The sequence below is a fragment of the Ditibartonella apihabitans genome (genome assembly GCF_002007485.1).
Classification (GTDB): domain Bacteria; phylum Pseudomonadota; class Alphaproteobacteria; order Rhizobiales; family Rhizobiaceae; genus Bartonella; species Bartonella apihabitans.
On the sequence record NZ_CP015820.1, the window covers coordinates 2,044,303 to 2,057,685 of the forward strand.

The window sequence follows — 13,383 nt, forward strand, 5'->3', positions numbered from 1 at the left end:
CATTGAAAAAAATCCCTCGACTAGAATATAGTTATAGCCGATCTTTTAACAAGCTCAATTGCGACACAGTGCCTCTCTTACTCGCTGAAGACAACCGACATTCCATCAATAAACGGTTTGAAAAGATATTGCAGAAATGTTCTTTGTCCGGCAAGTGCAAATGTCTCGACCGTCATACCCGGAAATATCTTCAAACTTTCATTCTGCTTGGGGTCCATTGTCACGGTAACTTCGTAATAACGTCCCCCTTTGTCTTCCTCGCCAACAGCATCCGCACTGATGACCGAAACTTTCCCTTTCAAAGTGGGGCTGCTGTAATTGGAAATAGCAAGTACTCTTACACGCACATCCTGCCCTACCCACAAGCGGTCACGATCTTGCGGGTTAACTTTGACATCCGCAACCAGCGGCACTTCGCTTGGTGCAATTTCGAACAATTTTTCACCCGGTCGCAAAACCGCCCCCACATGGGGCATCACAACCTGTTGGATAATACCGTCGACAGGCGAAACAACTTCCGAATTTTTTGCTCTCTGCCTACTTGCTTCCCACTGTGCTTTCGCTGTTTCGAGTTTAACCTGAACTTCCGCAAGCTGCTTGTTGGCATCCTCGTTGAATTCGGTTCTATACATCGACATTTTGAGTTTTGCCTCGTCACGCGCGGCGGTCATTCCCGGCACTTTCGAGCGCGCATCGGCAAGTGTGCTCAAAACTTTCTGATATTCGAGACGCCGCTGGACAAGCGTTGCCTCCGGTGCTGCACCTCTCGCGACCAGCGGCTCAAGAAGCTTGATATGTTCATTTGACAATTGCATTTCAGCGCCAAGATTGTCGATTGCAATGGCATTCGATGCAAGCTGGGCTTCTTTTTGTTCATATTGGGTTTTGGCTATAGCAATTGACTCGTCGAGTGCACGGCGACGGGCATTATATAAATCGGTTTCATTCTGGTAGATTTCCGCCAATTTCGGATTTTCCGGTTTCGGAGGCTTGAAGTCCTTGCCGGCAAGCTCCGCACGCAGCCGCTGTTCACGTAATTCATAGGCACGAAGGGCAATAAAATTGCTTTCGTTATCTTCAGCCACTGTCAAATTTTCGACATTTGCCAGAACCTGTCCTGCTTTGACTGTTTCACCATTGGTAACGAGCAATTGTTTCAACACCCCGCCTTCGGGATGTTGTATCTCGATATTATGACCTTCGACACGAATAATTCCGTGCCCGCGCACCAGAACATCGAATGGCCAGAATGCAGCCCACAAAACAGCAGCCAGAATACACAAAGCCAAAGCCCACTTCCCTTTCAGGAGGAGCCAAAGCCCGTCGGTCGTTTTTCTCGGTTTACTGCGTTTTGCCGTTATTTGCATCGGTATTTTCAACACGTAATATAATAAAGTCGTCTGTATTATTAGGCACAATCAGATTATCAAATCTGATGTTTTTGATGATGGCACCTTCTTTTTGCAATGCAGCCATCGTTGCCACAGCACGATTGACTTGCAACAATAATGTATCACCTGTCGAAACATTTATACTACGTCCAACCGAATAAATGCGTAATTTTTCAGTCGCCAGAACGCTTTTATTTCTTAATGCCCATGCGCGCACTTCGTTTTGTTGAACACCTGTCAAATAGGTTCTGTTCAATTCGACATTGATACGCAAATCGCCATCGCGTGGTTGCAAGGCTGCGGTATCAACCATCACCAGCGGCAATTTGGTTGCAACCTGCTCCATGCCGTCATTAATGTTTCCGTCCGACGACGGTTTATTTTGTTGTTTTTCTACCGTCTCACCGAATTTCGAGGCAGCTTGCTTGGCACTCTGCTCGGCTTGCGATTTCTGATTGCCTGCCTGATCCTCCGGTCCGGCTATTTTCGAAGTTGCCACAATCACCTGGAACAACATAGCCAGCAAAAGAAAAACCATCAACAGAACGGTGAGCATATCGGCATATGCAATCCAGATATTCTCGCCACCACGTTTTTGTGCCATTATCAACGCTCCACAAGCTGAAGAGCCACAAGTCCGTCATGAGGCTTGCCAGCAAGATAATAGATACTGAACACAGCGCGCATAAAGCCATAACGGGCGTCAATAGCATCTGTACGGGACGAAAAATATTCGGTCTCTGCCGTGATCAGATCGGAAAGTTTCCGATCACCAAGACGGAACTCTTCAAGGTAAAGACCGCGTGTCTTATCAGCCTCTTTGGACGCCTCTTCACTGATTGTCCATTGCTGCGACGTAATATCAATATCACCAAGCAAAGCCCGCACCTCGTCATTCACTGTCGAGCGCTCCTTGCCAAGCTGTGCCTCGTTGACATTCAATTGTGCATAGGCTTCACGAATTTTAGCCTTTTTCGAAAGGTCAAAAATATCGAATGTCAGTTTGAGCTGAACGCCGCCATCAGTATCCGATACATTATAAAGATTGTCTACGTTTTCGAGCGTGCGCTTATAATCGATTGTCAAATCCAGCCTCGGTTTCAAGCTCGCTTTGGCACCGACAACACTTTTCCGGCTTCCTTCCAGCGCCGCACCACGTGCAAGCACTGCCGGGTTCTGTTCTGCCGCATTGACAGCAACAGCATCAAGATCCCTAACACGGGGAAGCGCCATACGCTTGGCGGGCAATGCCTCGACCTCTATCCCCACAAGAGCATTCAACTTCTGCTGGGCACGCGACAATTTGAGTTCGATATCCTTGCGGCGGTTAATCGCATTGCTTAAAGCGAGACGCCCGCGCACAGCATCCGATTGCGGCGAAATACCACCGGCAACACTTTCGCCGATTGTTTTATTGAGAGATGTAATCTTGTCAACATAGGCCATCGCCGAGCGAAGCTGTTCTGTATAAGACTGGACAGCCATATAGGCATTTGCTGTATTATACATCACCGTCAGATCTTCGGCATGTTTTGCGTGACCGCTCGCACGCAAATTATAACTTGCGGCCTCTTTGTCAGCATCACGCCGCCCGAAATCATAGATACTGTAGCTAACATCAATACCGGCGAAAGCTGTATCATCAAAATCTCTGTCGCGACTGGTGATACCACCATCGTAGCGCAAATTCGGAGCGGTCACTTCGGCACCGACCGTCGGATAATATTTGGCTTTCGCCTGATCAAGCCGACTTTCAGCAATATCAAGCTGGCTTTTTGCAACTTTGATTGTCCACGAATAATCTGCAGCCTTCTTCAAAGCTTCATCCAGCGTCAGCCTTTGCTTTTCACGCTTGAAAAATTCTTTCGATTTTGCAGTTACCGGGTTGTTGGTGTTTGCAACCTTCGGGTCCTTACTGATTGCAGGCTGGTTATTTTTATCGATAGCCTGCGTTGTCATTGTATCGACGCCAGCACGAACTGTAGGTTTTTTATCGGATGCGCAGCCCGTTGAAACGACGCTACAGCTTACCAACAGGACAGACACCACACGCTTCAGATTGATTGAGCAATTCATTCGAATTAGCCTTTCGTGGGTGGAACTTCACTAACCTTTTGAGCTGCTCGCACAGCCGAGACAATGGAAACACGTGCTTCAGTTAAATCCCGCATCCCCTCCATCACAGCTTTTTGTTGTGCGCGCATAACCTGCGTTGCGCTCTCCAAAGCTTCTTTTTGTTCGTCATTATGAGAAGTCAGCCGTCCGGTCGATTGATCAATCGAAGCAGCAAACCCTTGAATTTGTTTCAATTTTTCAAGAACTGCTTCGATTCCGGTCGTAATTTCGATCCGCATCTGGTTCAAACCGGCAATTGCCTGGGCAATAGTCTGGCTATTGTTTTCCTGAGCCTCGGTACCCCGTGCAATATAAGCACTATTGGTTTTAACCACGTCGCTCAGATGGGTGAGCATCTCGTAGCTATTCTGGATCACTTCGACAATTTGTCTTGTCGCTTCACCATTTGCCGTGACAGTCGACAACATTGCATCGACAGAACGCTTGTTGTTTTCCGATTGTTCGGACACAACCTCCAGCATTTTGTCCATGGTTTGCTGTTGGGCAGCCTGCCCTTCGACGAAGCTACTGGATATTTCAATAAATTTTCCGGTATCTTCATGAGAAAACTCGACATGACGGGAAAGAACTGCTGCCAATCTGTTGATCGCACGTGTTGTCGCGTCGATTGTGCCGGTCTCGCCAGCCATTTTGGAAGCTTCTTCACCGCTTGCAACAAACGACCATTTTTCGATATCGTAAACAATACCTTCTGTTGTACGTCCCATGAAATGGGCAATCAAACCGGTACAAATAGATGACCCCAGACCGAACATGGATGAAGAAAACGCGGTTGCCATACCACCGAGAGGTGCTGCCAGCGAATTGACCAGCGACTTCGCCTGGATTTCATCAGCCGACGACAAAACGTTGATAGACCCGCGAATACCTTCCATAGTAAATGTCAGACCGAAAAACGTACCGAGCAAGCCCATGGAAATAACAGCACCGGCTGCATAGAACAGAAAATCCACCCGCCACTCCAACGCCGAAGAAACCAGTGAGATTGCGGAATTTCTTTCATCTTCATTAAAGCTGATAAGATCGCGCAATCGACCGCGCAACAACCGCATATAGCCTTTTAAAACCGGCTCTTCACTATCGCGCGGAAAATTCCCTTTGAATTCTACCCACTGTTTCACCCCTGATTTGAGGTAGAACATTGTGTAAATTGCATAAACAAGGACGATCGCGTCGAATACAGCAATGATGCTATTAAAAATAATGTTATGCGCCACAAAATCGCCGTGAAACACCACGGTGTAAACAAGCGCAAAGAGCGACAGAAGCGCAAGCACCAATGAAAAATACAGTACAGAACGAGTAGATCTCATAAATAACCCCTTTTGATGCAGCTCCTGCACCGAAAAAACATTCTACCCCCCACCGCTACAAACGGCTTTTCCGCCAATTGACCATATTGACGAAATTTTTCCCATCTGCGCGCCCAAACTCCACAATTCAAGAATCATAGAACGTTTTAATGAGTTAACAAATTTTTGCAAGATATGGTGAATTTTTAGTTAACAACAAAATTAATACGAAATATCAATTTGTTAAAAAGTTTTTCGCTTTATTTACAGTCATTCTAAACTAAAATTGTGATTCACTTTCTGTTACAATCCCCATATCCCTGAACATGTAGGTGAAAATTTTTCTTTAAACATTTAATCGGCTATCTATCTTTATTTGGCAACCCGATCTGTTCACATTTTCGTATGTTAACGAGTTATATCGCACACAATAAATAATTATTTTAGTTGTAAAATATATTATATAAATTTGAATTATTAATTATGAACAGTATTATTTATATTTATTTTATAATAACTTTCGTTTTTTAACTTTTTTATTTTTATATTATAAATTATGTTTCTATAATATCAATTTTTCTACTAATTCGTGAAATGACAACTCGTATTTACATTGATTATTTATTTTACAGTCGCCTAAAGAGCTTTAATATGAAAATTTCATAGATGAATATAACGATTGCCGACTTTGCTTCTGGCTGTTCATGAAGCGAGCTTAAGGGAGCATACGTTACAAAATGCTATGTTTCTTCCTGTCCTAAAAAGACGATTATGTCATTTTGCTATAACACGGGGTTATATGTTTCGCCCCTGAAGTCATCTTTTATCCTGATTAATCCCCTCTGTTCTTAGAGACAAAAGGCGAAAATGAATAAAAAGCGCCGCACCAGTTCGCTTGCGTGAATCAATGCGGTATAACACTTTCAAACCAGACAATTGAAACTTTATAGGCTACTCCGGATTTACTACCTGCGTTTCAGCGCCAGTTCCAAGTCCTTTTTAGTTCCTGTTCAAAGTCCCGCTTGAGCTGCTGGGACAAATCACGTTCGATTTGCTGTGGCAAATCCCGTTTCAGTTGTTCTGCCAAATCTCTTTTTAACTGCTGTGTCAGGTCCCGTTTGAGTTGCTGTAACAAATCCCGTTCGAGCGGCTGCACCAAATCCCGCTTGAGTTCCTCTGCCAAATCCTTTTTGAGCTGTTGGCTCACGTCCCATTTAAGGTCATGCGCCAAGTCGCGTCTGAGCTGCTCTGCCAAACCCCGCTTCAGTTGCTCGGACAAATCCCGTTCGATCTGCTGCGCCAGATCTTTCTTGAGCTCCTGTGCCAACTCCTTTTCAGCACTTCCACCAAATCCCTTTTGAGCTGCTGGTCCAAAGTCCCGTCTCCCCTGAATTTTGACAATTCGAATTAATTCGAATGGCCGGATTATATGTCAACTCAAGGGCTATATAAAGAACAATAAGGCGAAACGGCTTTGTCTTAAGCAAATAAATCTTTTTCTCGTCCCTAAAGACAAGAAAACCTGATTTCGACAATTGTACCGATGGGGAAAAACGATTTACGATCGGGACCCTTGAATTGTTACTAGAGAACAAAATGGACAAGACGATCTAGTGAAAACGAAAACGGAAAAATTTTACTGAATTACAAATACAAATTTAAATAAAACACAAATTGTGGAAAAAGCCGGTATCTAATGGGTATTTTCTCGTTGAATTTATCAAAGAGTTCCTGGTTTTGTGGACCTTTGTTCAGAACAAACAAGGCTGTTTTACCATCATTAAAAGTAGCCGGAAAACCGAACACCGCGGCATGTCCGAGAAAATTTTCGTTATAGTCTTTATCATCGGGAACGAGCCGTAAAGACGCTATGAAATTATTCTCAAAAAGATTGGCTACGGTTGTTGACGCCTGATTATTGAGGATATTGGTTTTGTCGCCAAAATAAATGCCGCGAACGCCGACAACCGAACTGCTATCCACGCCTTCGAATTGGGTAAAAGACAAATCGATGAGATGCGTAGCGTCGAGGTTTTCACGATAATTTTTACGAATGCTCATACGCACGCCCATCTGGCCATCCTGTGTTGTGAAATCTGCTACGAGAGCGGTTTCGTCATAAGGATTTTCCGAACTATGAGGCGGCCGGAGCGTCCATGCCACTGACCCCTCCAACTTGCGCTCTATGCCTTTTTTGTCTTTCAGCAACATACGAGCATCAGCGCGTTTCCTTGTCCGGATTTGCGCATCTTGCGGATCGACACCCTTCACGCCTTTTGTTTTCTGCGGTTCCGACATTGCTTGTTGATAAGGGTTTTGAACACCGTTCGCATTGACAGCCGCCGAGGGCAAATCAACGTCTTTTCTTGTTTCCTTGAGCGGGCTGAATGACATGTCAGAAACTGAAGCTTTTGAAAATGTTTTTCCGGCTTCAGAATTTGCAGCGCCATGATTTGCATCGGTCAAACTTAGCGCTTGCGCCGGCAGGTCGTCCGAAGCTGAAGGACTGATGGCCGAAGTAGCGGACAAATCGAAAGTACGGCTATCACCACCAATATTTATGGATGAGAAAACCGGTACATTGCCCCGCCAGAAATAATAGACCCCGCTCGATAATACACACGCAGCCAGAATACCGGCAGCCAAACTCCCTTTGCCCTTGATATTTTCGCGTATCGCATGCGATAACGCTTTGTAAGTCAGTTGTCTCCCGAACCTGTTTTGGCGGCGGTCATCAAAAGACAAGTCCTTCGGAAAAAGATCCTGTTCGAATTGCTTGGACTGCCTTTGATCTGCCTCTTTCGATTGTGACCGATTTTCGTCCGGAGCCTTGCGGCTCGTGTTTTCGCCCGATGTCGCTATATTATTCGTCTGTTGCTCGAAGAAATCGGCATCCCGCTTGTCATCATCGGCATCACGCTTTTCATATTTGACGATGAAATCGGGAATTGGCGGTTCATCTTCCAGCACATCCCTGTTATTTCCAGAAAAACTCTGTCTTGTCTCCTCGTCAGGAATTTTGCGAGCAAGTTCTATCTCATTGAAAGCAAAAAGATTTCCGTTATCGAAAACAGTTTGTGGATATGTTGTCCGGTTGCGATTGGTGTCAGCTCCAACACCATTGGAGAAAGCATTTTTTGCGTCATTGTTCAAAGGCGCGATAAATATTTTCTGTTCCGGAGATTTGCCGTTCATGCCGGTAGTGGAGGCAGCAGCGTTTGATAGTCCTCTCCCTGACGGCGCCGATATTATCGGCCGCGGCAGAGGCGAGGCAGTAACCACGGTTTCTCTTTTGAACAAACGTCGTTCCAATTCCTTGATTTGCTCATCGACCGATATTTTCCGGTCTGCCGCAGGATCCGGCTCATTTGACACGCTGAATTGTTCCACCGCGTCCGTTTCATCAAGAAAATAAATGTCGGGGGTGGCAGCATAACCGCCAACATTGCCGTATCCGGCTTGTTGAGGTTGTTGACCGGATGGTGCGCGCTTGCCATTATTCTTCTTAACGCCGGATGTCGCTTGATAGGACTGTGACTGCATAGCATTTTCCCACGGCATTTGAGGCTGTCTTTTTGAAAACGCCCCATCCGGTCGAGACGATCTTGCCCCGTTCATCGGTGTCTCAGCATTACCCATTGACTGTCTATGCCCGTCGCGACCTCTTTGGATACCGGCTTCACGAAACCGGTTTATATTATTGACCGAAGGTCTGTTACCACGCTCGCCATTCAATGGAAAAGATTGCCCCCCTTGCATTGCGGCCTGACGGTTTGAAGAAGGAGTGCGGCCGGTATTAAATGAAGACTGTCGGAAACCATTCGTGATCGAACCGGAAAGACTATAATAAGGGCTATTTTCCTTTTGGAAATTCTGCTGCCATGGCATATATTGCCGAGTTTGCCCTTGCGAAATTTGCTGTGCTCCGGCATCCGGAAATAAAGTGTCATTGCGGGCATTGACCGATTGTAAATTCGCCTGCCGGCCAAGAGCCGGGATTACTGTTCTTTCTCTACCTTCGATCAATGCTTCGATTTCATTATCATCTTCCGCATTTAAATTCCGTTTATGGGATAAATCACGATTGTTGATGACCGCCGGTTGGTCGCTGTCGCTTTGACGTGAAGCTCTGCGGGCGGCAAAATCGGTCAGATGCGGATTATCGGTTAAGCCTTGTGCGCCATTTGCCGCTGCTTTACGGCCTTTGAAATTGAAAAGGCCGATAACATCGGTCATTGACGGTTCATCGTTTTCAAATGACCAATATCTGAACATATTTCGGTTCGAAGCCAATTGCCGCAAGCGGCCATGATCAACCGCCACGTCGCGTTTTGTACCGAAATAATCCGGTAAATATGCCTGATAGGCAAAATGGCAGGGAACCCGATTTTCCTCCAACACGAAATATTCCGGCCTTAAAAGGTAAGAAGCCTCCACCTCGCATATCGCAGCCTCGAGCCTCAACATATATGAGCGCTGGACAATATCGGGCGCGTTCATCTCATTCAGCTTCGATTTGATAGCCAAACGCGTTTTTTCATAAATAAGCTGCCGACCGTCCGAATTCGGACGCGATTTTTGTCGTTCAATCAAATGCCTGAGCAGCTTTGGAATGTTGATCATTGTAGCGCGCTATTTCCATCTTTATAACAATAGAAGCCGTTTAATTTGCACTAGAACTGTTTTTTCATTACCCCATAATTTGATAAGTTAAACTAAAACTATCATCTACTCTATATTTTTCACATAGAAAATTATGAAAACTTACCATATAACCCTCTTATTATGTTGTTATTACAGTGTAACAACTCGTTTTTTATAAAAATATTTAGTCGGCTTATTATTAATATCAAATATTTAATTCACGCGTCACCGTTCCCGCAACGCTTCTTTTGCGCGATTGAGCGGCTTTATCAAATAATCCATTACGGTTTTTTGACCGGTACTGATTTCTGCGGTTGCAACCATTCCCGGAATAATCTGATGACGTTTTCCGTCCTTGGTCTCAAGATAGCTGTGATCGGTCAGAATATAGGCCCGATAATAATAAATCCGCTTGTCGACATCATCTTCAATTGAATCGGGCGAGACCATCTGCACATGACCGGGAAGCGAACCGTAAATTGCTGAATCATAGGCAGTGATTTTGACATTCGCCGGCTGGTCTTTGTGAATAAAAGCAATATCGCGCGGGTTCAATTTTGCCTCGATAAGAAGCTGGTCACCCAAAGGCACAATTTCCATCAATGTTCCGCCAGGGGCAACAACCCCGCCAATTGTTGTAACGCGGATATCTTTGACAATTCCATTGGTGGGAGAACGGATGACTGTGCGCGTCAACTGGTCGGCCAATCCTTCTCTGGTTTTCAATAGCGGCTCGAGATCGGCCATTGTTTTGGTATAATCACCGCGTAAGGCGACAAAATATTCATTTTTTGTCGCCGCAAGTTTTGATGACAATTCGGCCGCATTCTGCTGCAATTTCAACACCTCGACCTCGCTTGCGGCACCTGTTTTCAGCAAAGGTTTGGCAATTTCCACTTCGTCTTGCGCAAGTTTCAACTGCTCCGTCAGATTAAGCACATTTTCCTTGAAGGCCCGACGATTGGTGAAAAAAAGCTCGGTTTCGCGGTCAATAACATCTTTTTTATCCCGAATTTCCTCGGGATAGTTGACACTGTTCTGATAATTCATTTCGGCAAAAAGACGTGCCGCCCTTGCTTGAAGGGCAACAATCTTGGCCAGAGTTTCATCGACATTGGACTTTGCCTTTGCCGGATCAAGAGCGGCAAGAACCTGCCCTTCGCGAACCTCGTCGCCCTCTCTTACCGAAAGTTCTGCAAGAATGCCACCTTCGAGATTCTGGATAATCTGGCCTTTGGAAGCAGGCATCACTTTCCCTTCGCCGATTGCGACTTCGTTTAAAACAGCGAAATAGGACCAGATCATGAAAATGACAATCATCGCGATGATGATCCAGAGGATCAGCCTTGCTCTCTCATTGATACCATGGATCTTTACCAGTGAATCGACATTCATTGTCAGCCCCTCGCCTGATTATCATTGGGAGCACTTGCGGTCGCAAAAGCGGCGCTGTCGAGACCGAGCATCTCGTCCTTCGAGCCGTCTCTGACAATGCGGCCATTATCGACAACGATGATGCGGTCAACGAGCTTCAAAACCGGATAGCGGTGGGTTGCCACAATGAATGTCTTATTGCCAATCCAGGATTTCATGCGTTCAAGGACTGCAACCTCGGTTGCTTCATCAAGCGAAGCAGTCGGTTCATCAAGCAACATAATATGTGGCGAGCGTAAAAATAAACGGGCAAGCATCAATGTCTGTTTTTGCCCGCCAGAGAGGCCCACCCCGCTTTCGCGTAATTTGAGATCAAGCCCGTGCGGCTGGTTGAGCAACAACTGGTCGGCACAGGAAAGATGCATGGCTTTCAAAATATCTTCGTCTGTTGCCAAAGGATTGGCCGCCAGAAGATTATCGCGCAATGTGCCGTAAAATAGACTGGATTCCTGAAACATTGCCCCGACATCCCGCCTTATATCGGCAATATCGATCATCCCGATCGGGGTATCATCAAGAAGAACACGTCCCTGAACAGGTGCCGAAAGGCCTGCAAAGAGGCGCAGCAGCGTTGATTTTCCAGCCCCCACACGCCCGAGGATCGCTATTTTTTCTCCCGGTTTTATATGAAGACGCGGTACGATCAAAGCCGGTTTTTCCTGCGGCCCGTAAAGATAGACCAAATCCTGCAAGTCGTATTTTCCCCGCAAGACGGGTTTATGATAATAGTCTTTGTCACTGTCGTGATCGACCGGCAAAGTGAGTAAACCATCAAGCCCTTTTTTCCCCACACGGGCATTTTGTAATTTACTCAAGATTGCCGGTATTTGTGAAAGTGGTGCAATTGTCCGGCTTGTGAGAATGGAACAGGCAAGAACCGCACCGAAAGACAATTTGGCGTCGAGTATGCCGTAAACACCGGCAATCACCACACCGACATAGGCAATTTGCTGCATCGTTTGGGAAAAATTCATCAGCATGGAAGCAATTTCACGCTGTTTCAGGCTGATATTGCCGCTTACTTTATTGACCTCGCCCCATAAACGGCGAAAACGCGGTTCGGCCTGAAGCAATTTGATATCTTCGGCACGATAAATCGACTCCATCAAAATAGCATTGCGCATGGCGGATTCTTCCAACCCCTGATTGGAAAGTTTCGCAAGCGGGATTTGGGCAAAAATTCCAGGCAGCACGATGAAAGGAATGGCCGCAATGGGAACCAACACGACATAGCCGCCAATGAGCCAGATAATAAAGAGAAATGATACGACGAAGGGAAGGTCGATGAGCACACCCAGCGTTGTCGACGTTAAAAGTTCCCGCATCTGGTCGAGATCGCGCAATTGCGAAATCAATGTTCCGGGAGAACGCGGTCTTGCATCATTGCGAATATTCAAAACCCGCGCGTAAAACATTGCCGATAATTTGAGATCGGCCTGTTTGCCGAAATGGTCGGTCACGGCGACACGTGTTGTCTTCAAAATGAATTCGAGAAGCAATGCCAAGGCCACACCGGAAGCCAGAACCCATAATGTATTGGTGGATCTTCCAGGTACAACGCGGTCCCAAACCTGCATAGCAAACAAGGATGTTCCGATTGCAAGCAAATTACCGATGAGTGAACCGAGACCCAGTTGCAAAAATATCGGCCAATTGGCCACAAATAACCCTTTGAACCATGATTTTGGTTTTTTTTGCAGATATTCGTCAAGCCGGTCGTCATGGACACTCAAATGACGTTCGAGAACGAGAAGCTCTATCTTTTGTTTGCCACGCGTGAGTGTATCAAAAGCAATGCGTTTTCTGAAAACATTGTTGTCGACAACAAAATCGACAATGCCGGATGCCCCTTCTTTGGCTGTGATCAAACCAAGCTCGCCATCAATCTGAAGAATAGCGGGCATCATAACCGAAGAAATTGCTGTCGGCGCGACTTCGACAAATGTTGCAGCCAGACCGCAGCTAAGGGCAATATCGACAATTGTTTCGTGTTTTTGTGCACCACTGCTCCATTTTGCAGCATTCCGCACAAGTTCGTTTGAAACCGGTATATTGAGTTGGCGGGCAGCAAGCAGCAGCACATCAACCCATTTTCCCATGAACAATGCATTGTTTCTGTTTTCATTATTTTCGCGGGCAGAATTTGCAGTTTTTCTTTGTTTTTGCGATGTATCGCGTTCTGCATGGGATGGCTTCGGGCCTGTTTTCCTGCCTTCACCTTTTGCTCCGAGAGCTTCGCGAGCACCATTCAATTTCTGCTGTTTTCCGGCACTTTCAGCCGACATTTCTCCGCTATTTTCGAGCGATGTCCCATATGGTTCACGGCGTCCGTTTTCGAGTTTGTCATTGATTTTAGATTGCGCCGACCTTCCGTTTGCAATTGTGTTTTTCTGTTCGTCATTTTCTTCGTCGGCAGGCGAAAACGCATTTATTCCACGAGGAGAAAAAGCAAATTTACCGGTAAAATGATCAAAACTTGTCATGGC

At 46.0% G+C, this 13,383-nt stretch carries 8 protein-coding genes; all 8 read right to left on the reverse strand.

The genetic code is table 11. The features are described 5' to 3' along the window. Positions 1 to 77 precede the first annotated feature (77 nt). Positions 78 to 1,367 (reverse strand): HlyD family type I secretion periplasmic adaptor subunit, encoded by a 1,290-nt coding sequence (locus BBC0178_RS09190; RefSeq protein WP_078039942.1) that lies wholly within the window; start codon positions 1,365 to 1,367, stop codon positions 78 to 80. Further along, positions 1,342 to 1,995: a hypothetical protein gene (locus tag BBC0178_RS09195; RefSeq protein WP_078039943.1), complete on the reverse strand. Its 654-nt coding sequence runs from the start codon at positions 1,993 to 1,995 to the stop codon at positions 1,342 to 1,344. Before BBC0178_RS09195 ends, BBC0178_RS09190 begins: the two co-directional genes overlap by 26 nt. A 2-nt stretch (positions 1,996 to 1,997) precedes the next feature. Next, the gene (locus BBC0178_RS09200; protein ID WP_078039944.1) at positions 1,998 to 3,467 is read right to left on the reverse strand and encodes a TolC family protein; all 1,470 of its coding nucleotides are present in this window, start codon (positions 3,465 to 3,467) and stop codon (positions 1,998 to 2,000) included. A gap of 5 nt (positions 3,468 to 3,472) precedes the next feature. Further along, on the reverse strand, positions 3,473 to 4,840 hold the full coding sequence (locus BBC0178_RS09205; protein WP_149867477.1) for a MotA/TolQ/ExbB proton channel family protein: 1,368 nt from the start codon (positions 4,838 to 4,840) through the stop codon (positions 3,473 to 3,475). Positions 4,841 to 5,795: 955 nt separating this feature from the next. After that, entirely contained in the window at positions 5,796 to 6,146 is a 351-nt protein-coding gene (locus BBC0178_RS09210) for a hypothetical protein (RefSeq protein ID WP_078039946.1), read from the reverse strand. 317 nt (positions 6,147 to 6,463) lie between these two features. Continuing rightward, positions 6,464 to 9,442: a hypothetical protein gene (locus BBC0178_RS09215; protein ID WP_078039947.1), complete on the reverse strand. Its 2,979-nt coding sequence runs from the start codon at positions 9,440 to 9,442 to the stop codon at positions 6,464 to 6,466. 246 nt (positions 9,443 to 9,688) lie between these two features. Further along, complete coding sequence (locus BBC0178_RS09220) at positions 9,689 to 10,858, reverse strand: beta-barrel domain-containing protein (RefSeq protein ID WP_077972567.1); 1,170 nt, start codon at positions 10,856 to 10,858, stop codon at positions 9,689 to 9,691. 2 nt (positions 10,859 to 10,860) lie between these two features. Continuing rightward, entirely contained in the window at positions 10,861 to 13,380 is a 2,520-nt protein-coding gene (locus BBC0178_RS09225; RefSeq protein WP_225868309.1) for a type I secretion system permease/ATPase, read from the reverse strand. Between the last annotated feature and the right edge of the window lie 3 nt (positions 13,381 to 13,383).

Coding starts and splice junctions, on each gene's coding strand:
- BBC0178_RS09190 (WP_078039942.1), bottom strand. CDS start 1,367: ATGCAAATAACGGCAAAACGCAGTAAACCGAGAAAAACGACCGACGGG.
- BBC0178_RS09195 (WP_078039943.1), bottom strand. CDS start 1,995: ATGGCACAAAAACGTGGTGGCGAGAATATCTGGATTGCATATGCCGAT.
- BBC0178_RS09200 (WP_078039944.1), bottom strand. CDS start 3,467: ATGAATTGCTCAATCAATCTGAAGCGTGTGGTGTCTGTCCTGTTGGTA.
- BBC0178_RS09205 (WP_149867477.1), bottom strand. CDS start 4,840: ATGAGATCTACTCGTTCTGTACTGTATTTTTCATTGGTGCTTGCGCTT.
- BBC0178_RS09215 (WP_078039947.1), bottom strand. CDS start 9,442: ATGATCAACATTCCAAAGCTGCTCAGGCATTTGATTGAACGACAAAAA.
- BBC0178_RS09220 (WP_077972567.1), bottom strand. CDS start 10,858: ATGAATGTCGATTCACTGGTAAAGATCCATGGTATCAATGAGAGAGCA.
- BBC0178_RS09225 (WP_225868309.1), bottom strand. CDS start 13,380: ATGACAAGTTTTGATCATTTTACCGGTAAATTTGCTTTTTCTCCTCGT.